Raw genomic sequence first — 25,837 nt, forward strand, 5'->3', positions numbered from 1 at the left:
CCGTTGGCAGCCTCGTCGATCAACGCCTCAGGCGATGGGTGGCTGCGTTCGGGGGATCAGCCCGTCGGCTGGCGCCGCATGATGCTGGAGACGGCACCGGCCGCTGACAGGGCGCAGGCGCACCAGAGCGCTGCCCCGATGGAGACGGCCGTTCCGCTGGCATGGGTCAGCCCGAAGATGACGGCGACGAGGGCCGCGCCGAGCGATTGCCCCGTCAGCCGCGCCGTCGATTGCATGCCGCTGGCTCCACCGCTGCGCGAACGCGGCGCGCTCGTGACGATCACCTTGTTGTTCGGTGCCTGGAACAATCCGAAGCCGATGCCGCAGACGGTCAGCCGCCAAGCGATATCCACCAGCGTTGGGGCGGCGGGGAGCAAAGCCAGCGTCGCGATGCCGCCGGCCATGAGCGCCAAGCCGATTCCGCCGAGAACACCCGGCGCGTACCGGTCGGCGAGGCGGCCGGAGATCGGCGCCGTGATCGCGATGGCGATGGGCCAGGGCGTCATCAGGAAACCGGTCTCGGTGGCGGAGAGGTGCAACGCGTCCTGGAAATAGAAGGGCAGGGCGACATAGGCCATCATCTGCGCCCCGAACGAGGCGATGGAGGTCACCATCGACAGGGCGAAGGCGGGAATGCGCAGCAGGTCCACCGGCAGTAGCGGTGTCGCGAGCCGGGCCTGATACAGGACGAAGACGGTGCCGACCGCGAGCCCGGCGGCGATCTCGGCAAGGGCGAGCCAGCGCCCGTTCGCTTCGCCGATTCCATCGAGTCCGATGATGAGTAGGCCGAAGGTGAGGGCGTTGAGGAGCGCGCTCGGGACGTCGAACCGGGCCCCGCTCACCGGCGTCACCGGCAAGGTTCGCGCGGCCACCGCCAGGGCCACGAGGCCGACGGGCAGGTTGACCAGGAACAGCCAGGGCCAGGTCGCCACCGAGAGGATCGCGGCGGCCACGGTGGGGCCAGTGGCGGAGGCCATGGCGACGATGAGAGCGACGTTGCCGACGCCCCGGCCGATCATGCGATGCGGATAGATGAAGCGCACCAGGGCGATGTTCACACTCATGATGCCGGCCGCACCGAGCCCCTGGGCGATCCGGGCGACGATGAGCCCGGGCAGGGATGTCGACAGCGCACAGGCCAGGGAGGCCGCGACGAACACGACGAGTCCGGCGAGATAGACCTTCCGATAGCCCAGGATGTCGCCGAGGGAGGCAAGTGGCAGCAGCGACGCGGTCACGGCGATCTGAAAGGCGTTGACCACGAAGATCGCGGAAGCGGGGCTGACCCCGAGATCCTTCGCCATGGCCGGCAGCGCCACGTTGACGATGGCCCCGTCCAGTACCGCCATGGTCATGGCGAGTCCGATGGCGAGAAGCGCAAGCATGCGCTCTCGCACCGGCAGACCATCCATGGGTTTCGCGCCGGGCCGCGGTACGGCTCCACCGTTATTGAGAGGGTCTGCCTCGTGCGTCATCGCACAGAGCCGTGAACGATCCCTGCTCGCTTCGGCAAGTGCCCTATGTCACCCATCGATCGCAAAGACATCATCGAGGCGTTCCACCGGGGATCACATGCGTCTGGCGACCTTCCTGCTCGGCTTCCTTCTCGCGGTCACGCCCTCTCTCACGAGGGCCGACGATGCCGGGCCTCTGGGGATTGGCCTGGAGGGCTTTGCCTATCCCCACCCCGTCTGGTTTCTCGACCTGACGCGGGACAACGAGCGGCAGCGCCTCGCCTACATGGACGTCACACCGACCGGGACACCGAACGGACGTACCGTTCTGCTGCTGCACGGCCGTAATTTCCCGTCGAGTTACTGGGAGCCGGTGATCGGTGCCCTGGCGGGGGCGGGCTACCGCGTGGTCGTTCCCGACCAGCTCGGCTTCGGCAAATCGTCGAAACCGGTGGGACCGTTCAGCTTCGACGTGATGGCGGCGGAAACCGTATCGCTTCTCGATGCGCTCAATCTCCCGCGCGTCGATGTCGTCGCGCATTCCATGGGCGGTATGCTGGCCACCAGACTTGCCCGAAACGCGCCGAACCGGGTGAACAGCCTCGTCCTCGAAGCGCCGATCGGTCTCGAGGATTATCGCTTCACCGTCCCGCCCGTTTCCAACGACACGCTTCTCCGCATCGAAGGCGGTGTCACCGCGGACGTCTACCGGCGCCAGCTGATGACGAATTACGCGCTGTCGCTTCCCTCCACGGCGATCGAGCCCTTCGTGGCGATCCGCGAGCGCGTGAAGGGTTCGGGCGAATATCCGCGCTGGCTCCAATCCTTCGTCAATTCCTACCAGATCATCTGGGGCCAGCCGGTGGTGCACGAAATCCCGCTGATCACCGCGCCGACCCTGTTCATCATGGGCGCAAACGATCGTAACGCACCGGGCAAGCCCTTCGCACCCGAGAACCTGCGTGCCGCCATGGGCGACAATGCCGGCCATGCCAAGAGCCTGGCGGCCCGGATGCCGGACGGGCGTGCGGTCGTCTTCGAGGGCGTCGGCCACCTCGTCCATATGGAAGCGACCGATCGTTTCAACGCCACGACGCTCGAATTTCTCAACGGCCATTGAACCGGGACGAACACAGGGAGCCCTCGGATGGATGTCGGAGTGATCGGGTTGGGCCGGATGGGCCGGGGCATGGTGCAGAGCCTTGTCCGGGGCGGTCATCGGGTGAGAGTCTGGAACCGGACGGCATCCGCCGCCGACGGTCTCGACGGGGTGACGGTCGCGCATAGCGCGGCGGACGCCTTCACCGGGGACGCGGCGATCACCATGCTCGCCGACGATGCGGCCCTGCGTTCGGTGATCGTGGAGGGCGGACTGCTCGATTCCGGCACGCGGCCCGGCCTGCATCTCAGCATGAGCACGATCTCGGTGGCGCTCGCGCAGGAGCTCACCGCGATCCACGAGCGGGCCGGCGTGCCCTATATCGCCGCCCCCGTCTTCGGCAGGCCGGACGTGGCGCAGAACGGTGCCCTGAACATCGTCGTCGCCGGAGACCCGGCCGTCATCGCGACGGCGCAACCGCTGCTCGACACCCTCGGCAGGAAGACCTGGCCCTTCGGAACCGAGCCGTATCGGGCCAATGCGGTGAAGCTCGCGGGCAACTTCATGCTGATCGCGGCCATCGAGGCCATGGGCGAAGCCGCCGCCTTCGCCGAGGGACATGGCGTCGCCGGTGCCGAACTCCTCGACCTTCTCACCAACACGCTGTTCGCCTCCCCGGTCTACAAGGGCTACGGCGCATCCATCGCCGCCGGGCGTTACGAGCCGCCGGGCTTCGGTCTGAGGCTCGGGCTCAAGGATATCGGCCTCGCCCTCGCGGCATCGGGTCAGGCCGGCGTACCGATGCCTTTCGCCAGCGTGCTGCGCGACAACCTCATCGACGCCGTCAGCCACGGCGACGGCGACAAGGATCTCGCCGCCCTGGCGCTGGTCTCGGCGCGGCGAAGCGGGCGGTAGGCCGATCCCGGGGGCGGCCGGGTTACAAGACCGGGGCAGCTTCCTGCTTGGTTAAAGCGCCCCCTCCCGCACCGCGCCAGGATCGGCGAGCGAGTGAAGCAGCCGCGCGGCGGAATGAGCGAAGCGCAGTGTCACCGCCTTGCGGCGGGCGCCGCTCAGCACATGGTCGACCGGGTCGCGCAGGATCGCGGCGCTGTAGCCGTCGGCGATGATCAGCCCGGCCTCGTCGGGCGTCAGTCCTTCGGGGAGGGAATCGGGAACGGCGAAATAGAAGCGGTCGCAATAGTCCCGGTAATCCGGCCACTTCTTGTCGGCGCGGAAGTCGGCGACGCTGGACTTGATCTCCACGATGGTCAGCCGGCCGGCCGGGCACAGGGCGATGATGTCCGCCCGTCTGCCATTGGCGAGGGAGAATTCCGGGATCGTCACATGGCCGAGGTCGGCGAACAGCCGGCGGACCCCGCGCTGGACCTGGAGCGCGGTCGCCGATTGCCGGCGGTCCGGCGGCAGGACGAGATGGGCGAGGGCTGCTGACATTGCTTCGCTTGGGAATGGCTTCGCTTGGGAATGGCTTCGCTTGGGAATGGCTTCGCTTGGGGATGGCGTCGCTTGGGGAGAGTGCGGTCTCGAATCGACTGGTCCGCCAGGGAATCAGGTCGGCCCGCCCTTGTCACCTGCGGCAGCCTGCCCGCTCGCCAGTGCGGCGCGGATCGCGTCGAACCCGTCGGTCAGCGCTGCCGGCCCGGGCTGCAGGATCAGAGGCGACTTGATCTCGTGGATACGCCCCGCCGCCACGGCCGGGATCGCATCCCAGCCCGGCCGCTCGCGGATCCGCGCCCTGTTCACCCGCTTGCCGCACCAAGAGGCGAGGATGACGTTCGGCTGCGCGGCGATCACCTGTTCGGATGTGACGATCCTGTCCTTGGCCGCCGGCTGGCGGGCAAAATCGGGAAAGACGTCGTCGCCGCCGGCATAGCCGATGAGTTCGGAGACCCAGCCGATCCCCGAGATCATCGGCTCGTCCCATTCCTCGAAATAGACCTTCAGCCGGGGCGGGCCGGCATTGTCGAGGGCGGCGGCGCCGAGGCGGTGGGCGTAACCCTGGGCCAGCGCGTCGGCCTTCTCGCTGGCCCCGACCAGAGCGCCCACGGTGCGGATCATGGCGAGGCAGCCGGCGACGTCGCGCTGGTTGAAGAGATGGACCGAGATTCCGGCGCGGGCGAGGTCGGCGACGATCTCGGCCTGCATGTCGGAAAAGGCGAGGACGAGATCCGGCTGCAGGGCGAGGATCTTGGGCAGGTCGGCGCTGGTGAAGGCCGAGACACGCGGCTTCTCCTTGCGGACGCGGGCAGGCCGCACGGCATAGCCGGACACGCCGACGATCCTGTCCTCCTCACCCAGCAGATAGAGGGTCTCGACGGTTTCCTCGGTCAGGCAGACGATGCGTTCGGGCGGGAACCGGCGCATGCGGCGTCAGGAGTTGAAGAAGCTGATGACGCCCGCGCCCGGCGCGAGCCAGACGAAGGCCCAGACGAAGGCCGAACTCCAATTGGCCAGCTGGAACGGCAGGCGCGGTACCTCGAACATCCCGGCGATGAGCGGCACCACCGCGCGGGCCGGGCCGATGAACCGGCCGATGACGATGCCCCAGGCGCCGTAGCGCCGGCAGAAATCCTCGCCCTTGGCGACCATCTGCGGATAGCGGCTCATTGGCCAGATCGACTTGGCGCCGTGCTGGAAGTAGCGGCCGATCTCGTAGGACACCCAATCCCCGAGCCCGGCGCCGATACCGCCCGCGATCACCATCGGCCAGAACGGGATGCCGCTCGCACCGATCAGCGCGCCGATGGCCACCAGCAGCACCGTGGCGGGGACCAGGATCGATAGGAAGGCCAGCGATTCGCAGAAGGCGAGCACCGCGATGATGAGGGGTGCCCATTCCTTATGCGTCTCCACGAAGGTCAGGATCGTGGTCTTCAGCGCTTCGAAATCCATGGATGCCCCTGCTCGTCGCGCCCGATGTGCGGGAAGGCCGCGATTCCGGCAAGGGTCGATCTCGTCACGAGGGGGGCCTCACGTCGGTTGTGAATGCACCGTGGGACAAAACCGGCTACGACGCAGCCCGTCGCGCTCGCACCCGTCGAAGCAAGGCCGAATACGCCGATGAGAATTCTATCGATCCAGTCGCACGTCGCCTTCGGCCATGTGGGCAATGCCTCGGCGGTGTTCCCGATGCAGCGGCTCGGCGTCGAGGTCTGGCCGATCCATACCGTGCAGTTCTCCAACCATACCGGTTATGGCGCCTGGCGCGGCCGTGTGTTCGACGGGCCGATGATCGAGGACCTCGTGCTCGGCATCGCGGAGCGCGGCATGCTCGGGCAATGCGACGGCGTCCTGTCCGGCTATATGGGCTCGGCCGATATCGGCACCGCCATCGTGCGGGCCGTGGCGGCGGTGCGGAGCGCCAACCCGAAGGCGCTGTATTGCTGCGATCCGGTGATGGGCGATACCGGGCGAGGCATCTATGTCCGCCCCGGCATCCCTGAATTCCTGCGGGATCAGGCCCTGCCCGCCGCCGATATCGTCACTCCGAACCAGTTCGAGCTGAACTTCCTGTCGGGCCTGCCTACCGGCACACTCGGCGAGGCCAAGGCCGCGGTGGCGGCGATCCAGGCTTTGGGGCCGCGCGTCGTGCTGGTGACGTCCCTGGTCACCGAGGACACCCCGTCCGAGTCCATCGACCTGATGGCGGGGGAGGGCGGCCTGTTCTGGCGCCTGCGCACGCCGCGCCTCGCCCTCGACGTGAACGGAGCGGGCGACGCCATCGCGGCCCTGTTTCTCGTCCATTACGCCCGCACCGGCTCGGCGGCTTTGGCTTTGGGCATGGCCGGTGCTTCGGTCTACGGCCTCCTGCGCCGCACGGCGGAGGCAGGCTCGCGCGAGATCCTCACCGTCGACGCGCAGGACGAGTTCGTGGCACCCAGCGAGACGTTTCCCGTAGAGCCGATCTGATGGTCAACGAAAAGGAAAAGCCGATGAGCCGCCGCTTCGTCACCCTCGACGTCTTCACCGACACGCCCTTTGCCGGGAATCCGCTGGCCGTGGTGCTGGATTCGGAATGGCTCGACGACGCGGCGATGCAGAGGATCGCGGGTGAGTTCAACCTGTCCGAGACGGTGTTCGTGCTGCCGCCGACGGAGGCACGCCACAAGGCCCGCCTCCGCATCTTCACGCCCACGCGCGAGCTTCCGTTCGCCGGCCACCCGACGCTCGGGGCGGCGATCCTGCTGGCATTGCACGATGCGAAATCCGGCCTCACCGACGCCACCGCCTTCGGTCTCGAAGAGACGATCGGCACCGTGGCCTGCGTCGTCGAAGCGGGCGAGGGGCGCGGCCGTGGTCGCTTCAAGCTCCCGATCCTGCCGCAATACGATGGCGAGGGACCGGACGCGACGCTCCTCGCGCAGATGATCGGGTTGGAGACGCAGGATATCGGCTTCGGGCGCCACGTGCCGAGCCGGCACACGGCAGGGCCGGCTTTCCTGTTCGTGCCGGTCAATACGCGGGCGAAACTCGACGCGGCGCGTATGGACCTCGCCGCCTTCTCCACCCTGGATCCTCAGACGGCGCTCTACCTCTACGCCGTGGACCCGGAGGGCCTCGGCCTCCGCTTCCAGACCCGGATGTTCGCGCCGCATCTCGGCGTGATGGAGGACCCGGCGACGGGGTCCGCCGCCGCGGCCTTCGCCGGCGTGATGATGGAGTTCGAGCCTCTCGGTGACGGCGAGCACGATGTCCTGATCCGTCAGGGGGTCGCCATGGGCCGACCGAGCGAGATCGCGCTTCAGCTGGTCATCGAATCCGGAGCCCTCCAATCCGTCGAGATCGGTGGTTCGGCCGTGGTGATGAGCGAGGGGAACTTGCTTGTCTGACGGCTTCACCCTCACGCGGATCGAGGGGGTGACGGCGCGTCTGGTGCCGTTCGCATGGGAATGGGCGCAGGCCAACGCGGCTCTCATCTCCGAGAACTGGCGTCGCCGCTGCGCCGCGCGGTCCGGGCTGTTCGACGGACGCGTCCTCCTCGCGAGGTCGTGCCGGCTCGAAGGGGCATCCTGTTCCGTCGAACTGTTCGAGACGTCCTACGCGAGCTTCATCACCCACAAGGATCTCGGCTCGCCCGACCCGACCGTTCTGAACGCCTTCGCGGCCATTGCCCCTCACGGGTCGGATGGCGCCGTGCTTCTCGGTGTCATGGGCGCTCACACGGCCAATGCCGGGCAGGCTTATTTCCCCTGCGGCACGCCGGATCTCGACGACGTGCGTGACGGCGATACGGTCGATCTGGCCGGCAGCGCGGAGCGCGAGTTCGTCGAGGAGACCGGCATGGCACTCCCGGCCGATGCGCCGAACCGATGGCTTCTGCTTCGCGGAAAGAGTCAGGCGGCATTTCTGCGGCCCGTGACGTTCCCCGATCAGGCAAATACGCTGCGGCAGGACATGGAGCGCCATCGCCTCGCCGAGATCGAGCCGGAACTGGCTGGTTTCATCACGGTCGCGTCCAGCGACGAGATCGACCCCGGGTCGATGCCCGACTTCGTCCAGGCTTACCTTCGATACGCATTCCCGCCGCCGAGCGCGTCCGCATCCTCGAACGACTGACGCAAAGCCAGGGCTGGAGTCGATATCGCGCGGGCCGCCCTATCGCACCGGGCGCAGGACCAGCCGGTCGCCCCGCACCTCGTAGGAGCCGAGCCTGTCGAGAAAGCTCATCCCGAGGAGGTTGCCCGACAATGCGCCGCGGCGGCTCACCAGGGCCGAGACGCGCCGTTCGGTGATCGTGCCCACGGTGAGGCTGTCGAGATAGACGGGGGCGGCCATCGCGGTGCCGTTCGCGGTCGACACTCGGATCGAGAAGTCGGAGTCCGGCGGCGCGATCCCGATGGCGGCCGCGTTCTCCGCCGTGAGCACGACGGAACTCGCGCCCGTATCGAACTGGAAGACCTGGGCGCGGCCGTTCACCTCTGCCCGCACGGAGAAGGCCCCGTCCACCCGGCGGTTGATCGTGACGCTTCCATCGCCGGATGTGACGGCGCTGCCGGGCCGCAGCGTCCCGACAAGGCGATTGCCGACATCCCCGGCCTCCTCCTTGTAGGCGTAGCCCGCGACCAGGGCGACGGTGAGGGCGGCCCAGAACAGCAGCGCCTTCAGGTTGGTGCCGATCTGTTGGCTGAACCGATGCCAGAACCCGGCGAGGAAGATCGTCAGCAGGGTTCCACTGAAGGCGAGGCGTGCGAGCTGGTCCTTGTCCAGCCCGGCCACCGTGCTCTCACCATCCGAGAGGACGAGAAAGGCGACGATGCCGAGAAGGATCGCGAGGGCGGCGTAGATCATGGCACGGCCACGGCCTTCCCACGCAGGGGATAAGCGGAGCGGAGGCGATGTCCGAGGGTCGCCATGATGGCTTGCCGCTTCGTCTCCGACAGCGAGCCCCACATCCCGATCTCTTCGCGCGTGCGTCCGCAGCCCTCGCAGAGCCCGGTCGCCGCGTCGAGAATGCAGAGCTTCGTGCAGGGGCTCGAAGCCCTCGGGGCGACAGGCTGGGTCATGGCCGTTCCATGCCCTCAGGCGTGGGTCGCGATCAAGCGCCAAAGTGCCATGGTCAGCGCGGGACCGTCGCCACTAGGCCGAGAAGCGCCGCGATCTCCGCCACCTGCTGGCAGGCTCCGATGACGTCGCCGGTCTGGCCGCCGATCTTGGCGCGGGCCAGGGCGGTGAGGCCGAGGGATGCTCCCAGCGCCAGGGCGGGCATCAGCACCATGCCGAGGACAGGCAAGCCGGCGATCCAGCCAATCGCGACGAAGACGAGGGTGAGGGACACGACGATTGCGATGGTCCGGCGATCGGGCACGCCCACCGACGCGCCCGCCCCGCCGGGACGGGCGGGGCCGAGCAGCACCATCGGCGAGAGCGCGGCGCTGCGCGAAAGGGACGCGGCCAGCAGGAGAGCCATCGCCGCCATGGCCCCGGTGCGATCGAGAAGGGTCGCGAATGCGCCGATCCTCAGGGCGAGGGTCAGCACGAGGGCGACGCCGCCATAGGCGCCGATCCGGCTGTCGCGCATGATCTCGATGCGGCGCTCGCGCGTCGTGCCGCCGCCGAACCCGTCCGCCACGTCCGCGAGACCGTCCTCGTGCAGCGCCCCCGTCACCAGCGTCCCCGCCGCCACGGCGAGGGTCGCCGCCAGGAACGGCCCGAGATCCAGCCCCCAGGCGACGAGCAGGATCAGCGCGGAGGGCAGGGCGAGGATGAGACCCGCCACGGGCAGCAGCCGCGGCAGGGTGCGGAAGTCGGGCAAGCGATGCGGGTCGCCCTCGCCGGGAAGGCGCGGCACCGGTAGCCTCGAATAGAACCGCAGGCACATAGCGAGATCGTAGGCCAACGAAGCGCCGGGAAACGTCTCGTCCGGTTCCAGATCCCGGCCTTGTGTCATGGAGGCCTGCCTTCACCGCTCGCGCCCCGTTGGTTATAGCTCGCCCCACAGGCAGGCCGCCATACCGGACGCGCCGAGACCCAAGGCAAGTTTCGCGCGATGACCCAGACACCCCCGACCCACGAACATTCCGACCAGACGCCGTTCTCCGACATCCGCCGCCTGATCGCCTCCGTGCCGGGCGCGGACCGGGATGCCGTCGCGATGGTGCGCGAGCGGGATGCGCTGCTGACGAAGCCGGCCGGTGCGCTGGGTCGCCTCGAGAACCTCGTCGAATGGCTCGCGGCTTGGCAGGGCAAGGGCCAGCCCAGCCTCGACCGCCCTCTCGTCTGCGTCTTCGCCGCCAGTCACGGAGTCACCAAGCGTGGCGTCTCCGCCTTCCCGGCGGAGGTGAACCGCCAGATGCTCGACAATTTCGCGGCGGGCGGCGGCGCGATCAATCAGCTCTGTGCCGCCTACGGCCTCGGCTTCAAGGTCTTCGATCTCGCCATCGACCTTCCTACCGGCGACATCTGCGAAGGCCCGGCCTTCACCGAGAAGGAATGCGTCGCCACCATGGCCTTCGGGATGGAGGCCATCGCCGCAGGCACGGATTGCCTCGGCCTCGGCGAGATGGGGATCGGCAACACCACCATCGCGGCGGCCATCTACGCGGCGCTTTACGGTGGCGAGGCGGCGCATTGGGTCGGGCGTGGCACCGGCGTCGATGCGGCTGGGATCGAGCGCAAGGTCGCGGCCGTGGAGGCCGCCTTGGCCTTCCATGCCGGCCATCTCGACGACCCGCTTCAGGTGCTGTCGCGCCTCGGAGGCCGCGAGATCGCCGCGATGGCCGGCGCCATCCTGGCGGCGCGGATGCAACGCATCCCCGTGGTCATCGACGGCTATGTGGCGACGTCGGCCGCAGCGATCCTCCACGCCATCGATCCCACGATGCTGGACCATTGCCTCGCCGGCCATGTCTCGGCGGAGGGGGCCCATGCGGAGGTTCTGGAACGCCTCGGACTGGTGCCGCTGCTGGCTCTCGGCATGCGGCTTGGCGAAGCGTCGGGCGCCGCCCTCGCCATCGGTCTCCTGAAAGGCGCGCTCGCCTGCCACCGCGACATGGCGACCTTCGCCCAGGCGGGGGTATCGGGGCGCAGCGAGTCATAAACCGGCGCGACCCGCCGCGCGGATCTCGACTTCGCGCGGCTCCAGCCCGGTTCAGGCTGCGCGGGCCGCGCTTCGGCGACCGCGCAGGGTCGTCCCTGAATCCGCTTCCTCGGGGAGGTTGAGGGCGGGCAGCGTGTCCATGACGCGGCTCGCGGGGAAGATCACCACGACTTCCGTTCCCTCGCGCGGCTTCGACTTCAGGTGGAAGTTGCCGCCATGCAGGTCGACCAGCCCCTTCACGATGGGCAGGCCGAGACCCGACCCCTGTTCGGCCGTCTTGATCGCCAGGGAGCCGCGACCGAACGACGACATGACCGTGCCGAGTTCGTCCTCGGGAATGCCCGGCCCGCTATCCTTCACGCTGACATATTGCCCGCCCGACGCGGTCCACCCGACCTTGATCGTGATGTCGCCGCCCGGCGGCGTGAATTTCACCGCGTTGGACAGGAGGTTGAGCACGATCTGGCGCAAGGCCCTCTCGTCCGCCCAGATGCGGGGGAGGGCGGGATCGATGAATTCGTGGAAGGCTTGGCCCTTTCCACGGGCCCGCAAGGCGACCATGTGACGGCACTCGTCCACCGCATGGGCGAGCTGGATCGCCTCCTCGTTGAGCTCGTAGCGCCCTGCCTCGATGCGCGACAGGTCGAGGATCTCGTTGATGAGGTTGAGCAGGTGCATCCCGCTATCGTGGATGTCGCCGGCATATTCCTTGTACGACGGAGCCACGTGGGCGCCGAAAACCTCGTTCTTCATCACCTCCGAGAACCCCAGGATGGCGTTCAGCGGCGTCCGCAATTCGTGGCTCATGGTCGCGAGAAAGCGCGACTTGGCGAGATTGGCCTCCTCCGCGCGTCGCCGCGCCTCGTCGGAATTGCCCTTCGCCTGTTCCAGTTCGATGAAGATGGCGTCCTTTTCCGCCTGCGATTTCAGCGCCCCCACGGCCGACGCGTAGACGCGGCGGGCGAGCCCCAGGAAGAAGATCTGCGATCCGACCACCATGGTGACGAGCAGGATCGTGTCCATGTCCTGCGAGAACGCCAGCAGGGAGAGCGCCGCCAGGATCAGCGGAAGCAGCGCGGCGGCGGCGGCGGCGGGCAGGGTCGCCGCCAGCATCGCGGCCACCGCGGCGGCGATGACGAGGCCGAACAGAACGAAAATGCGGGCGCTGGGCGCGGCTACGAGGATCATCAAGGCCCATGCCGAACTCTGGACGATCTCGCTCAGCATGAAGGCGCTGCGCCAGCGTCTCACCGAGACTGTGTCCGCCGATTGCCGGAGGAAATGATTGGTCAATCCCATCGAGAGGCCGACGCCGCAGATCAGGCAGACGGCCCAGGACAGGGCGACGGGAATCGGCACCCACAGGGAGGACGCCCCGGCGATGACGAGGCCCAGAACGGCATGGGTCAGCCCGGCCCCCGAGCGGTACTCGGCGTAGATCCGGAGCAGCTCGTAATCGAAGGCGCGTTCGAGCCCGTTCGTCGAGGTCAGCCGCTCGCGTGCCGAACGGATGTCGCGGGCCACCTTGCGGCGGCGAACGGATTCCGGTGCCGAAGGACCGCGTCCACGCTGAACCATCTCCGCTGTCAGGTCCGACATCACCGTCTTGGGGATCTTGCGAGGGAAAACGGAGGTCGAAAGGACCTCGGCCTGTCGGTGCAGCGACAAGGCCAAGGTGCGCCAGATACGTTAAGAACGGCCTGCCGCGATCCGAACACTTGTCTCTAAATCGCGTGGCTTCACTCCGCTGACACCCATGCAGGCCCCGCTCCAGCCGCCCGCCTGGTGTGCGAAAGCGCACATTTCCCAGATCGATTCAGTATTTAGAAGTAGTCGAACTTAAAGTCGGAGAGATGTCATGCTGAAGCTGAATGTCGACGGTGCGTCGCATGAAGTCGATGCCGATCCCGACATGCCGCTCCTCTGGGCGTTGCGCGATCATCTGGGCAAGACCGGTACGAAATATGGGTGCGGCATCGCTCAATGCGGCGCCTGCACGGTGCATCTCGACGGTCAGCCCGTCCGCTCCTGCCAGACCCGCATCGGCGATGTGGGCGAGGCGAAGATCACGACGATCCAGGGTGTGTCCGGGCGGGTGGCGGAGGCGGTCCAGACCGCGTGGCGCGGCCTCGATGTGGTCCAGTGCGGTTATTGCCAATCGGGTCAGATCATGTCGGCCATCGGTCTGCTTTCGACCACGCCGAAGCCGAGCGACGCCGAGATCGACAGTGCCATGGATGGCAACATCTGCCGCTGCGGCACCTATCAGCGTGTCCGCGCCGCGATCCACGAGGCCGCGCGCTCTCTCGCCTGATCCGCACCGAAGGCCGGCCCCCAAGGGCCGGCCCTCTCCTGAACCCATGCAATGCCCGCCGTCGTCGCCCTGGAGGAAGCCATGCTGAAGGTCCGTCAGACCAAATCCGAGGCGGCCGCCCCCCGTCCGTCGCGCCGCGCCTTCCTCGGCGGAGCCGGCGTCGCGGCCGGCGCCCTGGTGATCGGCTTCACCCTCGACCCCGCCAAGCCGGTGCGCGCGGCGGCCGGGCCCGATCTCTCCTCCGCCCCGGCTCAACCGAACGCCTTCGTGCGGATCGCCGCCGACGACACCGTCACCGTACTGATCAAGCATCTGGATATGGGTCAGGGCAATACGACGGGTCTCGCCACCATCCTGGCCGACGAACTCGATGCCGACTGGTCGCGCGTGCGCGTGGCCTTCGCTCCCGCCGATGCGAAGCTCTACAACAACCTGCTGATGGGGCCGATCCAGGGGACCGGCGGTTCGACCGCGGTGGCCAATTCCTGGTTCCAGCTTCGCAAGGCCGGTGCCGCCGCCCGCGCGATGCTCGTCACCGCGGCGGCCGAGAAATGGTCCGTCCCGGCCTCCGAGATCACGGTCTCCAACGGCACGGTCAGCCATCTCGCCTCGAAGCGCGAGGAGCGGTTCGGCGCCCTGGCGGAAGCCGCCGCGGCGGTGCCCGTGCCACAGCAGCCGAAGCTGAAGGACCCGAGCCAATGGGTTCATATCGGCAAGAAGCGTCCGCGCCTCGACTCCGCTGCCAAGACCGACGGCACCGCGATCTATTCCATGGACATCCGCCGGCCGGGCCAGGTGACGGCGGTGGTGGCACATGCCCCGCGTTTCGGCGGCATTGTGGCGAAGGTCGACGACAAGGCCGCGCGTGCGGTGCCGGGCGTCATCGACGTGGTGACGATCCCAACAGGCGTCGCCGTTCTCGCCAAGGATACGTGGTCGGCCATGAAGGGCCGCGACGCTCTCTCGGTCACCTGGGATGAGAGCGCTGCGGAGAAGCGCTCCTCGGACACGATCCTCGCCGAGTATCGCGAGACGGCCAAGCGCCCCGGAATCGTCGCGTCGGAGAAGGGCGATCCCGCCGCCGCTCTCGCCGGTTCGGCCAAGGTCATCGAGGCGGAATTCACTTTCCCCTACCTCGCCCACGCGGCCATGGAGCCGCTGAACGCCACGATCGAGCGCGCGTCCGACGGCAGCTACGACATCTATGCCGGCCTGCAGTTCCAGACGATCGAACAGGCGGTCGCCGCCGCGACCCTCGGCGTGACGGCCGACAAGGTCAGGCTGCACACCCAATGGGCCGGCGGATCGTTCGGGCGACGGGCGACGCCGACGGCCGATTACATCGCCGAGGCGGCCTCCATCATGAAGGCGACCGGCGGCAAGGCACCGGTCCATCTGGTCTGGACCCGCGAGGACGACATGGCGGGCGGCTATTACCGCCCGATGGTGCTCCACACCCTCAAGGCCGGGATCGACGCCAAGGGCGCCGTCACCGGCTGGCAGCACCGGATGGTGGGCAAATCGATCATGATCGGCTCGCCCTTCGAGGCGATGCTGGTCAAGAACGGCGTCGATTCCACCACCGTCGAGGGCGCATCGGACACGCCCTACGCCATCCCGGCCTACCGGTTCGAGGTCCATAACGCCCGTGAGGGCGTCCCCGTCCTGTGGTGGCGCTCGGTGGGCCACACCCATACGGCGCAGGCGATGGAGGTGTTCATCGACGAGCTGGCCCATGCCGCAGGGGCCGACCCGCTGGCTTACCGCCTCGGGATGCTCGGCGGCGCGCCGCGCCTCTCCGCCGTTCTGAAGCTCGCCGCCGAGAAGGCGGATTGGTCCAAGCGCAGTAGCGGCAAGGGGCGGGGCCTCGGCATCTCGGCGCACGAATCCTTCGGCTCCTACGTGGCGATGGTGGCCGACATCACGGCGGATGGGAGCCATGTGAAGGTCAACCGCATCGTCGCGGCGGTGGATGTGGGCATCGCCGTCAATCCCGACGTGATCCGCGCCCAGGTGGAGGGATCAGTGGGCTTCGCGCTCTCGTCCGTGCTGCGCAACAGGATCACGCTGACGGACGGGGTGGTGCAGGAGAAGAACTTCGACGCCTACGAGCCGACGCGCATGAGCGAGATGCCGGTGGTGGAGGTCCATATCGTGGCCTCCGACGTTGCCCCGACCGGCATCGGCGAGCCGGGCGTGCCCGTCATCGCCCCGGCGATCTCGAACGCGATCTTTGCCGCGACGGGCCAGAGGCTGCGCTCGCTGCCCCTCGACCTGAGCGGGTTGAAGGGGGTCTGAGCCCGATCGGGAGCGCGCCTCCGCCAGTCGCGGCGGCGTCAGCGCCTCAGGAAGTCGATGAGGTCCGTCGTCAGACGCTCGTGATGGGTGAGCGGGATCGCGTGCGGAGCCCCCTCGTAGATTTCGAATTCCGCGCTCGGCACGGCTGAGGCCGCGACCTTTCCGGTGACGTCGATCGGCACCGTCTGGTCGGCATCGCCATGGATGATCAGGCAGGGCACCGTCACCTTCGTCATGTCGGGACGGAAATCGGTTTCGGAGAAGGCCTTCACGCAGGCGATGGTGGCCTTGGGCGAGGCCAGCATGGCGACCTGACCGGCCCAGGCGATCATCTCGGGCGATGCCGGCGAGGTGAACATGCCGGCACCGAAGAAGCCCTTGTTGAAATTGGCGAGGAAAGACGGCCGGTCCATCCTCAGCCCGTCGATGATCTCCTCGAACACGCTGGCATCCACGCCATCGGGATGGTCCGGGGTCTTCAGCATCATCGGCGTCACCGCCGAGATCAGGACCACCTGTGAGATCCGGGCGCTGCCGTGCCGCGACAGGTAGCGCACCACCTCTCCGCCCCCCATGGAAAATCCGACCAGGGTCACGTCGGTGAGGTCGAGTGCGTCCAGCACCGCTTTCAGGTCGTCGGCGAACGTATCGTAATCGTAGCCCTGCCACGGCTGCTCCGAGCGGCCAAACCCACGGCGGTCATACGCGATGGTCCGGAAGCCCGCCTCGGCCACGGGTACCATCTGATATTCCCACATATCCGCGTCGAGGGGCCAACCGTGAAGGAACACGACGGGCCGCCCGTGACCCCAATCCTTGTAGTAGAGGCTGGTGCCGTCCTGCGCGGTGATGAAGGCCATGGGGTACTCCCTGTGTTCCTCGGTAGGGCGTGCTCGCGGGGGAGGCCGGCGTCGTGGGCTCCTCCGACGATTCAAGCGCGGGGTGCGGCCTCTCGTTCCCACGTCCCGTACTCCCAGGATCCCCTGTTCACACTACCTGTCACGACGTATGACCTCGTTCGAATCGACCGCCGCGTCCCTCCGCGCCTGCCGCCTGTGCCGCGATGCGCCGCTCTATGGCGCGCCCCTGCCGCAGGAGCCCAAACCCATCGTCCAGGGCTCGAGTTCGGCGCGTCTCTGCATCGCCAGCCAGGCTCCGGGGAACCGGGCGCACAAGAGCGGTGTCCCGTTCATGGATCCGTCCGGCATCCGCCTGAGGTCATGGCTCGGCCTGTCCGAGCCGGATTTCTACGACGCCAGCCGGCTGGCCATCGTGCCCATGGGCGCGTGTTTCCCTGGCCTCGACGCGAAGGGGGGCGATAAGCCGCCGCGTCGTGAATGCGCCGAACGCTGGCGGGACACGCTGTTCGAGGGCCTGCCCGAGATGGAGCTCATCCTGGTCATCGGCCAATACGCGCAAGCCTGGCATCTCGGCCGGGTCGAGGGTGGTCTCACCGCCATGGTGCGCAACTGGCGAACCATTCTCGATGAGCCGCGCCGGCCGCGCGTGCTTCCCTTGCCGCACCCGTCCTGGCGGAACAACGGCTGGCTCCGGACCAATCCGTGGTTCGAAGCCGAATTGCTGCCGGTGCTGAAGGAGGAGGTTTCCCGGGTGATGACGCGTGGGTGACAGGGCCGCCCGCGTTGACATGGAGCGCCGTGACGGCGATCCGTCACCCGATCCCCCGGAGCCTTCCATGTCCCACGCCGCCTTCGACCCGCGAGACCGCCTCATCGTCGCCCTCGACCTGCCGAGCGTGGCCGAGGCCGAGGCGCTGGTGGACCGCATCGGCGATGCCGCGACCTTCTACAAGATCGGGTACCGGCTGGCCTATTCCGGCGGCCTTCCCCTGGTGCAACGGCTTTCCAGAGCGGGCCTGAAGGTCTTCATCGACCTGAAGCTGCACGATATCGGGAATACCGTGGAAGACGGCGTCCGGGCCCTGTCCGACCTCGGCGCGACCTTCCTCACCGTCCATGCCTATCCGCAGACCATGCGCGCCGCCGTTCGGGGTGCCGGCCGGGGCGGGCCGACGATCCTCGCCGTCACCGTGCTCACCTCCTACGATCAGGCCGATGCGGACGAGGCGGGCTATGCCATGCCCATCGCGGATCTGGTGGCTCTGCGTGCGAGGCAAGCGGCCGAGGCCGGGATCGGCGGCATCGTCTGCAGTGCCGTCGAAGCAGCCTCCGTAAGGTCCGCCATCGGCCCGTCGCGGCTGATCGTGACGCCCGGCATCCGCCCGGCGGGTGACGATCTCGGCGACCAGAAGCGCGTGCTGACGCCGGCGGCCGCCATGGCGGTGGGGATCGATCACATCGTCGTCGGCCGGCCGATCACCCAGAGCGCCGATCCTCGCGCCGCGGCGCATGCGATCCTCGCCCAGATGGGCTGATGATCTCGGCGCGCTACAGCGGCTCGGCCGGTTCCCTGGCCTTGACCGGGGTGGCGGTGCCGGCCGGTTCGTGGAGCGCCCGCAACAGGAAGGCGATCATCGCATCAATGGGTGGCGCCGGCGCATTGGGGTACTGACTGACCAGAACAGGATGGCAATAGCGCGTGATCGCCACGTGCAGGCACGCAGCGGTGGTCGCTGGATCCTCGACTTGGAACTCGCCGCTGCGGACGCCGTCCGTCACCACCCGTTCCAATGCCGCGCCGATCCGGTCGATATGGTGCCGGCACACCCCCCAACTCTCCGTCATGGCGGCTTCCACCATCTCATGGATGCGCGGGTTGTCCTTGCAGCGTTCGATACAGTCGCGGTGAAGCTCCCGGATGATTTCCGCGACCCGCTGGTCCGCGCTGAGGCCGGGAGCCACGGCGATACCCGCGATCAGTGCCTCGACCTCACGGGTGACGCGTTCGACCACCGCCTCGTTGATGGCTTTCTTCGATTCGAAGAACCGATAGACATTGGCCGGGCTCATCCGGAGCGTCTTGGCGATGTCGGAGACGGTGGTCTTCTGGTAGCCGATCTCGCGAAAGAAACGCTCGGCCGTCGCCAGAATCCTGCATCGTGTCGTGGGGGCCGCGTCTTCCAGGCTCGCCTGCAACGGATCGACAGTGATTGTCATAAACGGACCCTAAATCTCCTGCCTCCAGCCGTCAAAAACACGGCGTTGAACAGTGGATCATCGCACGGAACAGATGAACGGTGCAGGAATGATCCCAGCGCTGAATCGAAGCGGCTCGTCCAAGAAACGGTGAGGTCGGCGGAAGGTCTCATCGGACCATCATGAACGATGGATTTGAGGTGGTGGCCGGCGCACGTCGAGACACCGCGTGGGATGTCCGGAGCCACTCGTGTCTTTACCGCCCAGGGATCGCTGACGGCGACGATCCACGATTGCGGGGCGGCCTACGCGCCGTCAGTGATACGACATTCCGGACAGGAGGCCGGGACCGTCGGCGTTCCCGCGAAGAAATGAGTCGACGAGGACTGCAATAACGGACGTCGGGCTCCCGATACACATTGGCCGTGGCCGAAGCGGATGCTCACAACGCCGACTGCAAGAGGGCGTGCGTTTACGAGCCGAACTGCGAACCGAGCTGTTCCAGATACTCGGCCAGGTCCACGCCGCCGACACGCTTGCCGTAATCGAACCGCATGCCCTGTCGGATATCGACGCTCGTCTGCTTCGTCGTCAGCGTGAAGGGCTTCACGCAGATCCAGGCGCCGTCGCGGCGATGTTCGAAGAAATTCAGGATCTCGTGCTTGGCCATCGCAGCCTCCGGTCGATTCTCCAGATCAACCGCTAAGCCGCGTCAGAGTTCAGGCGTCTCGAACTTATATTCGATCCCCACCTGAGCTTGGCCGTAAAGACAAACCCCCGTGCACTGCAACATCGCCGAAGCAATGCACGGAGGAAGGTCGGTTCAGGCAATAGCCTTCAGGGCGCCGGTCTTCGTATGAAAATCCGGTCCGTTGAAGGTTTTCTCGACATAGCCGGCACGGATGAGGAAGTCGCCAAAGCGCTCGCCAGCCGTCTTGCCCTGCGCATAAGCCGCGAAGAGCGGATCGAGGATGGTCCTGATCTCGGAGCTGCTCACATCCTCGGCGTAGAGCTTGCCGAGGCGCGAACCATCGAAGGCGGCACCGAGATAGAGGTGGTAGCGCTCCGGGCCGCGACCGACGAAGCCGATCTCCGCGATGAACGGCCGGGCGCAGCCATTCGGGCAGCCGGTCATGCGGATCGTGATCTCGTCGTCCTGCAGCCCGTGCGAGGCGAGGCTCTCCTCCAGTTCCGTCATCAGGTCCGGCAGGTAGCGTTCGCTTTCGGCGAGCGCCAATCCGCAGGTCGGCAGGGCGACGCAGGCGATGGAATTGCGACGCAGGGCACTGGCGCCCTTCTGCATCCCGTATTCGTCCACCAGCGCCTCGATCTCCGCACGCTTCTCGGACGGCACGTTGGCGATGATGACATTCTGGTTGCCGGTGAGGCGGAAGTCGCCCTCGTGGATCTCCGCGATCCGGCGCAGGCCCGCCAGAAGCTTCGGCCCGTCGCCCAGATCGTCCTTGATGCGGCCGGACGGGACGTAGAGGGTCAGGTGGTGGCGGCCATCGTCACCCTCGGTCCAGCCGAAGCGGTCGCCGTTGCCCGTGAAGGTGAAGGGTTTCGGGTCGGAGAGGGGCTTGCCGAAGCGCTTCTCCACCTCGGCGCGGAAGGCCGCGAGGCCGTAGCGCTCGATCGTGTATTTCAGACGGGCGTTCTTGCGGTTCTTGCGGTTGCCCCAGTCGCGCTGGACCGTCATCACCGCCTCGGCGACCCGCACCGCCTCGTCCGGCTTGCAGAACAGCATCACATCGGCGGTGCGCGGGAACGTGTCCGGCTCGCCATGGGTCATGCCCATGCCGCCGCCGACCGTGACGTTCCAGCCGGTGACTTTGTTCTTCTTGTCGAGGATCGCGATGAAGCCGAGATCATGGGCGAAGACGTCGACTTCGTTCGACGGCGGCACCGCGATGACGATCTTGAACTTACGCGGCAGGTAGGTCTTGCCGTAGACGGGCTCGAATTCCGGTTCGCCGCCGATCACCTTCTCGCCATCGAGCCAGATCTCGCGCCAGGCATTGGTCTTCGGCAGGAGCGTGTCGGAGATCGCCTTGCCGAGATCGTATGCAGCCTTGTGGGCACCCGATTGGGCCGGATTCGTCGAGGCCATGACGTTGCGGTTCACGTCGCCGCACGCCGCGATGGTATCGAGCAGGGCCGCGTCGATGGCGGCCATGGTCCGCTTGAGGTTCGACTTGATGACGCCGTGATACTGGAAGGTCTGGCGGGTCGTCGCCCGCAACGTGCCGTTGGCGTAGGTGGTGGCGATGTTGTCGAGGACGAGCCATTGCTTGGGCGTGACGACGCCGCCGGCAATGCGCAGGCGGATCATGAAGCTGTAGGCCTTGTCGAGCTTCTTCTTGGTCCGCTCGGGGCGCAGGTCGCGATCGTCCTGCAGGTACATCCCGTGGAACTTCACGAGCTGGCCATCATCCTCGGAGATCGCCCCCGTGGCATGCTTGAGCAGGCCGTCCGCCAGGGTGCCGCGCAGGAAGCCGCTCGCGATCTTGATGTGCTCGTTATGCGCGAGGCCCGCCTCGCGGGCCGCGTCGGCCTCGTCGATCGGACGGGTCGTCGGCGGGGTCTCGTAGGTGCGGGGAGGAGTCAGGTCGTCCATGGCGATGATCCGGTCTTGTTCAATTCATATTTGGGCGCCGCATGCGCATCCCCATTTGAGCGGGGGAGGAACAACGCGCCTTAGTAGACGTCCTGCTGGTAGCGATGGGCCCGCTCCAGCGCCGCCACCGCGGCTTCGGCATCGGTGTCGCTCAGCGATTTGACCTCGGCATAGGCCTGGACGACGGCGTTGCGCACGTCCTTGGCCATGCGGTTCGCGTCGCCGCAGACATAGAAGCTGGCGCCGCCATCGAGCCATTCCACCACTTCCTTGGCGTGCTGGCGGATGCGGTCCTGCACGTAGATCTTCTCTGGCTGGTCGCGCGAGAAGGCGACGTCGATCTTCGTCAACGAGCGGTCTTCCAGGGCGTCCTGCCATTCGAGCTGGTAGAGGAAGTCGTGAGTGAAGTGGCGGTCACCGAAGAAGAGCCACGAGCGACCGGTGGCCTCGATGGCGCGGCGCTCCTGCACGAAGGCGCGGAACGGGGCGACGCCGGTGCCGGGGCCTACCATGATGATGTCGGTGGCCGGGTCCTGCGGCAGGCGGAAATGCCGGTTCGGCTTCAATTTCACCCGCAGCTTGGCGCCGTTCTTGATCCGGTCGGCCACATGGACCGAGGCGACGCCCGACCGGGAGCGGCCATGGCTGTCGTAACGAACGGCGACGATGGCGAGATGGACCTCGTCGCCCACTTCCTTGCGCGAGGAAGCGATGGAATAGGCCCGCGGCGGCAAGGGCCGCGTGATGGTGTTGAGATGCTCGGCCGAGAACGTCGCGGGAAAGGTCTCGATGAGATCGATGAGGTGGCGACCTTCGATCCAGGCTTTCACCTCACCGCTGTCGATGAGCTTCTGCGCCTCGGAATGGCCCGTCGCCTTCACGAATCGCTCCACCGTGGTGGCCGACAACGTGGTGATGTCGCGCTCCGCGAGGAGCGCCTTGCGCAGGCTCTCGTCCCCTGCGAGATTCGTCGCCTTTAGGATCTCCTCCACGAGGGCCGGATCGTTCTCCGGGTAGATTTCGAGCGAATCGCCGGGCTCGTAGGCGGGGGCACCGTCCGGGAATTCGAGCGCGAGGTGGATCGTCTCCTTGTCCGAAAGCGACGAGTTGAGGTTGATGTGATCCACCACCTCGACCACGACCGGTTCGCGGCTCGGCTCGGCATCGTCGTCCTCGACGGCGGCGCGGCCGGCGAAATCGACCGCCACGACGTTGTCGGCGCTCGGCGCGGGCGCCAGAGCCTTCAGGGTGTTCTTGATCCAATCGGCGGCGGGCTTGTCGAAATCGAGATCGAGGTCGGCGCGGTCCACACTACGCTTTCCGCCCAGCGCCTCGAACCGCGCATCGAGCGCCTTCCCGATGGCGCAGAACTCCACATAGGAAGTGTCGCCGAGCGCCAGCACGCCGAAATTCACGCCGTCGAGGCGAGGGGCGCCGTCGCCCATCAATTCGTTATAGGCGCGGGTGGCGCGTGCCGGAGGCTCACCCTCGCCCCAGGTGGCGGCGATGACGATCACGTTCTTCGCGCCGGGCAGCGTCGCGATGTCGAGGTCGGCGAAATCCACGACCTTCGGCTTGAAGCCGCTTTTCTTGGCGAGCTTGGCGACGGTGCCGGCCAGGGCTTCGCAATTGCCGGATTCGCTCGCGTAGATGATCGTCAACGGCTCGGATGCCTTCGGCGGCGCTGAGGGTGCCACGGCATTCTGGCCGCCGGCCGCATCCAACCCAGCGAGAAAGCCCGCGAGCCAGGCGCGTTGGATCGGCGTCGCTCCGCCGAGGACCGAGTCGAGGCTCGCGCGTTCGCTGTCGTTGAACGGGGCGGTTTGGGGAAGGATCGCTTGTCGTGCCATCGGTAAGCCATGTCGTCCTGAGAGGCCGGCTGTCAACGGGATGTCCGTTTTACAGAACGACGTCGGGGTAGAAGGAGCTGCCTATCCTTGCAGCGCAATAGAGAATTTTATTCTCCCGCCACGACCGAGAGGGTTGGCGTGAAACGACCGTTCGAGGGAGCGGCCGGCAGCGGAAGTGCCGTCGTCGACTTCACTTTTTCCATGGCGAAGCGCGACGTCACGTTCTTGAGCGGCAAGGTGGCGATGAGCTGCTTATAGAATGTGTCGTAAGCCTGCATATCAGCGACAACGACCCGCAACATGTAATCCACATCCCCTGCCATGCGGTAGAACTCCAGCACTTCGGGCATGGCTGCGACGGTCGAGGCGAAGCGCTCGAGCCAATCGCGGGAATGGTCCGACGTCTCGATGGACACGAAGACGGTGAGGCCGAGACCCAGCTTGACGGGATCGAGAACCGCGACCCTGCGGTCGATCACGCCATCGGCTTCGAGGCGCTGGATACGCTTCCAGCAGGGCGTCTGAGACAGGCCGACCTTCTCTCCGATCGTCGCGATCGACAGAGTGGCGTCGTTCTGCAGCAGTGCCAGGATCTTCAGATCGATCGCGTCCATATTGACCTCGCTAAGCAGTTCCGATCGGCGGCGCCGAGGTGCGCGGAGGCACGACGTCGACCGGCGAATTGAGAAGGATATTCCTTCGACAGGCAACCAATCCGGTCGCCGCGCCTTTGCAAACCATAGCGGCGTCCGCGTGGGAATGCCGCGCCGCGATGGCCGCTATGCCTTGACAGCGTTCGTTATAGCGAACATTTCAGGCGCCAGACAAGCAGGCATCTTTCAGGCAGTCGTATCGAGCACCGCAGATGAGCAATTCCCTGGAACGAACGGCGCGGGACCTCGCGTCCACGATGGCCGGCCTCGATCTGCGGGGCCGGATCCGCGCGATCGAAGCCGCGATCCCCGGCCGACTGGTCTTCACGACCAGCCTCGGCATCGAGGATCAGGCTCTGACCCACGCCCTCGTTATGGCCAAAGGGCGGACGGAGATCGTCACGCTCGATACCGGACGGCTCTTTCCAGAGACCTACGATGTATGGGCGGAGACCGAATCGGCCTACGGCATCCGCATCCAGGCCTATGCACCTGAGCGGCTCGCCGAAGAGGCGTTCGTCCGCGACGAGGGAATCAACGGCTTTCGCCATTCGGTCGCCGCCCGGCAGGCCTGCTGCGGCTTCCGCAAGGTCGAGCCGCTGGGCCGGGCCCTCGACGGCGCCGCCGGTTGGCTGACGGGCCTGCGGGCTGGCCAATCCGCCAATCGCGCGGATACGCCCCTGGCGGAGGCGGACGAGGCGCGTGGTCTCATCAAGATCAATCCGCTCGCGGATTGGACCAGAGCCGATGTCGACCGCTTCGTGATCGACAATTACATCCCCTACAACGTCCTTCACGATCGCGGCTTCCCCTCGATCGGCTGCGCCCCGTGCACGCGTGCCATCAAGGTCGGCGAATCCGAACGCGCCGGCCGCTGGTGGTGGGAGCAGGAATCCAAGAAGGAATGCGGCCTTCACGTGCGCCAGCCCGAGGCGAACGTTCAGCCGGGCCAGGAAGCCGCCGCTTTCGAATCCATACCCCGCAACAGCAATCTGGAGATGGCCCGATGAGCGCCGCCACCGCCCTGGCCGCCACGCTGCCCGAGCGTCTGACTCACCTGCAGCGTCTCGAAGCCGAGAGCATTCACATCATGCGGGAGACGGTCGCCGAGACCGAGAACCCGGTGATGCTCTATTCGATCGGCAAGGATTCGTCGGTGCTCCTGCATCTGGCGTTGAAGGCCTTCGCGCCGGGCCGTCTGCCGTTCCCGCTGATGCACATCGATACGACGTGGAAGTTCAAGGAGATGATCGCGTTCCGCGATCAGCGCGCCAAGGAGCTCGGCCTCGATCTCATCGTCCACACCAACCAGGACGGCCTGGCCCGGGGCATCGGCCCGATCAGCCATGGTTCCGAAGTCCATACCGACGTGATGAAGACGCAGGGCCTGCGTCAGGCGCTGGACAAGCACAAGTTCGACGCGGCCTTCGGCGGCGCCCGCCGCGACGAGGAGGCGTCCCGCGCCAAGGAGCGCATCTTCTCCCTGCGCACGGCCCAGCATCGCTGGGACCCGAAGCGCCAGCGCGCCGAGCCCTGGCACCTCTACAATCTCAAGAAGAAGCGCGGCGAATCCCTGCGCGTCTTCCCGATCTCGAATTGGACCGAGCTCGATGTCTGGCTCTATATCGAGCAGGAGCAGATCCCGATCGTGCCGCTCTACTTCGCCAAGCCCCGCCCCGTCGTGGAGCGCGACGGCCAGCTGATCCTGGTCGACGACGACCGCCTGCCCCTGAACCCCGGCGAGACCCCGCAGAACCTGTCCGTGCGTTTCCGGACGCTGGGCGACTACCCGCTCACCGGCGCCGTCGAGAGCGATGCCGCGACCCTGCCCGAGATCATCGGCGAGACCCTGGCCGCCCGGACCTCCGAGCGTCAGGGCCGCGTGATCGACAAGGACGGGTCGGGCGCCATGGAGCGCAAGAAGCAGGAGGGGTATTTCTAA

General features: G+C 67.0%; 26 protein-coding genes. 12 read left to right on the forward strand and 14 right to left on the reverse strand.

Annotation, left to right across the window (positions count from 1 at the left end):
• Positions 1 to 56: 56 nt before the first annotated feature.
• A complete protein-coding gene (locus ACYQOP_RS12550; RefSeq protein ID WP_461222565.1) occupies positions 57 to 1,385 on the reverse strand; it encodes an MFS transporter in 1,329 nt (442 codons plus the stop codon).
• 187 nt (positions 1,386 to 1,572) lie between these two features.
• Between ACYQOP_RS12550 and ACYQOP_RS12555 the strand changes: the two genes are divergently transcribed.
• Together ACYQOP_RS12555 and ACYQOP_RS12560 are read left to right on the forward strand one after the other, a co-directional pair.
• Complete coding sequence (locus ACYQOP_RS12555; RefSeq protein WP_461222566.1) at positions 1,573 to 2,574, forward strand: alpha/beta fold hydrolase; 1,002 nt, start codon at positions 1,573 to 1,575, stop codon at positions 2,572 to 2,574.
• 27 nt (positions 2,575 to 2,601) lie between these two features.
• On the forward strand, positions 2,602 to 3,468 hold the full coding sequence (locus ACYQOP_RS12560) for an NAD(P)-dependent oxidoreductase (RefSeq protein ID WP_461222567.1): 867 nt from the start codon (positions 2,602 to 2,604) through the stop codon (positions 3,466 to 3,468).
• 51 nt (positions 3,469 to 3,519) lie between these two features.
• Here the strand turns inward: ACYQOP_RS12560 and ACYQOP_RS12565 are convergent, their stop codons facing one another.
• The 3 genes from ACYQOP_RS12565 to ACYQOP_RS12575 all read right to left on the reverse strand — a co-directional run bounded on the left by ACYQOP_RS12565 (position 3,520) and on the right by ACYQOP_RS12575 (position 5,463).
• Positions 3,520 to 4,005 carry an MmcB family DNA repair protein gene (locus ACYQOP_RS12565; protein WP_056143956.1) on the reverse strand — a complete coding sequence of 162 codons (486 nt, stop codon included), beginning with the start codon at positions 4,003 to 4,005 and terminating at the stop codon, positions 3,520 to 3,522.
• A 114-nt stretch (positions 4,006 to 4,119) separates the two neighbouring features.
• Positions 4,120 to 4,935, reverse strand: a complete 816-nt coding sequence (locus tag ACYQOP_RS12570) for a cobalamin-binding protein (RefSeq protein ID WP_461222568.1) — start codon at positions 4,933 to 4,935, stop codon at positions 4,120 to 4,122.
• Positions 4,936 to 4,941: 6 nt separating this feature from the next.
• Positions 4,942 to 5,463, reverse strand: a complete 522-nt coding sequence (locus ACYQOP_RS12575) for a DedA family protein (protein ID WP_056257668.1) — start codon at positions 5,461 to 5,463, stop codon at positions 4,942 to 4,944.
• Between the two features lie 168 nt (positions 5,464 to 5,631).
• On the opposite strand from ACYQOP_RS12575, the gene pdxY reads away from it, so the two are divergent.
• Genes pdxY through ACYQOP_RS12590 form a run of 3 tightly spaced genes read left to right on the forward strand, consistent with a single transcriptional unit; the run spans position 5,632 to position 8,127 of the window.
• Positions 5,632 to 6,480, forward strand: a complete 849-nt coding sequence (pdxY, locus tag ACYQOP_RS12580; protein ID WP_056428789.1) for a pyridoxal kinase PdxY — start codon at positions 5,632 to 5,634, stop codon at positions 6,478 to 6,480.
• A 23-nt stretch (positions 6,481 to 6,503) separates the two neighbouring features.
• Entirely contained in the window at positions 6,504 to 7,400 is an 897-nt protein-coding gene (locus ACYQOP_RS12585; protein ID WP_461222569.1) for a PhzF family phenazine biosynthesis protein, read from the forward strand.
• Complete coding sequence (locus ACYQOP_RS12590) at positions 7,393 to 8,127, forward strand: NUDIX hydrolase (RefSeq protein ID WP_461222570.1); 735 nt, start codon at positions 7,393 to 7,395, stop codon at positions 8,125 to 8,127. Before ACYQOP_RS12585 ends, ACYQOP_RS12590 begins: the two co-directional genes overlap by 8 nt.
• Before the next feature lie 39 nt (positions 8,128 to 8,166).
• On the opposite strand, the gene ACYQOP_RS12595 is transcribed toward ACYQOP_RS12590, so the two are convergent.
• From ACYQOP_RS12595 to cobS, 3 genes are read right to left on the reverse strand one after another with little or no spacing between them, the layout of a single operon-like run.
• Positions 8,167 to 8,859, reverse strand: a complete 693-nt coding sequence (locus tag ACYQOP_RS12595; RefSeq protein ID WP_419952352.1) for a retropepsin-like aspartic protease family protein — start codon at positions 8,857 to 8,859, stop codon at positions 8,167 to 8,169.
• The gene (locus tag ACYQOP_RS12600) at positions 8,856 to 9,074 is read right to left on the reverse strand and encodes a DUF1289 domain-containing protein (RefSeq protein ID WP_461222571.1); all 219 of its coding nucleotides are present in this window, start codon (positions 9,072 to 9,074) and stop codon (positions 8,856 to 8,858) included. Before ACYQOP_RS12600 ends, ACYQOP_RS12595 begins: the two co-directional genes overlap by 4 nt.
• A 53-nt stretch (positions 9,075 to 9,127) precedes the next feature.
• Positions 9,128 to 9,958, reverse strand: a complete 831-nt coding sequence (cobS, locus tag ACYQOP_RS12605; protein ID WP_461222572.1) for an adenosylcobinamide-GDP ribazoletransferase — start codon at positions 9,956 to 9,958, stop codon at positions 9,128 to 9,130.
• Between the two features lie 99 nt (positions 9,959 to 10,057).
• Between cobS and cobT the strand changes: the two genes are divergently transcribed.
• Entirely contained in the window at positions 10,058 to 11,107 is a 1,050-nt protein-coding gene (cobT, locus tag ACYQOP_RS12610) for a nicotinate-nucleotide--dimethylbenzimidazole phosphoribosyltransferase (protein WP_461222573.1), read from the forward strand.
• A 51-nt stretch (positions 11,108 to 11,158) separates the two neighbouring features.
• On the opposite strand, the gene ACYQOP_RS12615 is transcribed toward cobT, so the two are convergent.
• Positions 11,159 to 12,706, reverse strand: coding sequence for a sensor histidine kinase (locus ACYQOP_RS12615; RefSeq protein WP_056428966.1), 1,548 nt, complete (start codon positions 12,704 to 12,706; stop codon positions 11,159 to 11,161).
• Between the two features lie 259 nt (positions 12,707 to 12,965).
• Between ACYQOP_RS12615 and ACYQOP_RS12620 the strand changes: the two genes are divergently transcribed.
• Both ACYQOP_RS12620 and ACYQOP_RS12625 read left to right on the forward strand, forming a co-directional pair.
• Positions 12,966 to 13,421, forward strand: coding sequence for a (2Fe-2S)-binding protein (locus tag ACYQOP_RS12620; RefSeq protein ID WP_056428807.1), 456 nt, complete (start codon positions 12,966 to 12,968; stop codon positions 13,419 to 13,421).
• Between the two features lie 81 nt (positions 13,422 to 13,502).
• On the forward strand, positions 13,503 to 15,719 hold the full coding sequence (locus ACYQOP_RS12625; RefSeq protein ID WP_461225299.1) for a xanthine dehydrogenase family protein molybdopterin-binding subunit: 2,217 nt from the start codon (positions 13,503 to 13,505) through the stop codon (positions 15,717 to 15,719).
• Between the two features lie 38 nt (positions 15,720 to 15,757).
• On the opposite strand, the gene ACYQOP_RS12630 is transcribed toward ACYQOP_RS12625, so the two are convergent.
• Positions 15,758 to 16,579 carry an alpha/beta fold hydrolase gene (locus ACYQOP_RS12630; RefSeq protein WP_461222574.1) on the reverse strand — a complete coding sequence of 274 codons (822 nt, stop codon included), beginning with the start codon at positions 16,577 to 16,579 and terminating at the stop codon, positions 15,758 to 15,760.
• Positions 16,580 to 16,727: 148 nt separating this feature from the next.
• Between ACYQOP_RS12630 and ACYQOP_RS12635 the strand changes: the two genes are divergently transcribed.
• Positions 16,728 to 17,348 carry a uracil-DNA glycosylase family protein gene (locus ACYQOP_RS12635; protein ID WP_461222575.1) on the forward strand — a complete coding sequence of 207 codons (621 nt, stop codon included), beginning with the start codon at positions 16,728 to 16,730 and terminating at the stop codon, positions 17,346 to 17,348.
• 67 nt (positions 17,349 to 17,415) lie between these two features.
• Complete coding sequence (pyrF, locus tag ACYQOP_RS12640) at positions 17,416 to 18,114, forward strand: orotidine-5'-phosphate decarboxylase (RefSeq protein WP_461222576.1); 699 nt, start codon at positions 17,416 to 17,418, stop codon at positions 18,112 to 18,114.
• A 13-nt stretch (positions 18,115 to 18,127) separates the two neighbouring features.
• Here the strand turns inward: pyrF and ACYQOP_RS12645 are convergent, their stop codons facing one another.
• From ACYQOP_RS12645 to ACYQOP_RS12665, 5 genes are all read right to left on the reverse strand, one after another.
• The gene (locus tag ACYQOP_RS12645; RefSeq protein ID WP_419952346.1) at positions 18,128 to 18,796 is read right to left on the reverse strand and encodes a TetR/AcrR family transcriptional regulator; all 669 of its coding nucleotides are present in this window, start codon (positions 18,794 to 18,796) and stop codon (positions 18,128 to 18,130) included.
• Between the two features lie 451 nt (positions 18,797 to 19,247).
• Positions 19,248 to 19,445: a hypothetical protein gene (locus tag ACYQOP_RS12650; protein WP_056428824.1), complete on the reverse strand. Its 198-nt coding sequence runs from the start codon at positions 19,443 to 19,445 to the stop codon at positions 19,248 to 19,250.
• A 153-nt stretch (positions 19,446 to 19,598) separates the two neighbouring features.
• Complete coding sequence (locus ACYQOP_RS12655; RefSeq protein WP_461222577.1) at positions 19,599 to 21,392, reverse strand: NADPH-dependent assimilatory sulfite reductase hemoprotein subunit; 1,794 nt, start codon at positions 21,390 to 21,392, stop codon at positions 19,599 to 19,601.
• A gap of 80 nt (positions 21,393 to 21,472) precedes the next feature.
• Positions 21,473 to 23,242, reverse strand: a complete 1,770-nt coding sequence (locus ACYQOP_RS12660; RefSeq protein WP_461222578.1) for a diflavin oxidoreductase — start codon at positions 23,240 to 23,242, stop codon at positions 21,473 to 21,475.
• Positions 23,243 to 23,349: 107 nt separating this feature from the next.
• Positions 23,350 to 23,856 carry an Lrp/AsnC family transcriptional regulator gene (locus ACYQOP_RS12665; RefSeq protein ID WP_018042510.1) on the reverse strand — a complete coding sequence of 169 codons (507 nt, stop codon included), beginning with the start codon at positions 23,854 to 23,856 and terminating at the stop codon, positions 23,350 to 23,352.
• Positions 23,857 to 24,107: 251 nt separating this feature from the next.
• On the opposite strand from ACYQOP_RS12665, the gene ACYQOP_RS12670 reads away from it, so the two are divergent.
• Entirely contained in the window at positions 24,108 to 24,905 is a 798-nt protein-coding gene (locus tag ACYQOP_RS12670) for a phosphoadenylyl-sulfate reductase (RefSeq protein ID WP_461222579.1), read from the forward strand.
• Entirely contained in the window at positions 24,902 to 25,837 is a 936-nt protein-coding gene (cysD, locus tag ACYQOP_RS12675) for a sulfate adenylyltransferase subunit CysD (protein ID WP_056428839.1), read from the forward strand. The genes ACYQOP_RS12670 and cysD overlap by 4 nt, the downstream gene beginning before the upstream one ends.

This window comes from Methylobacterium sp. CM6247, assembly GCF_054817925.1.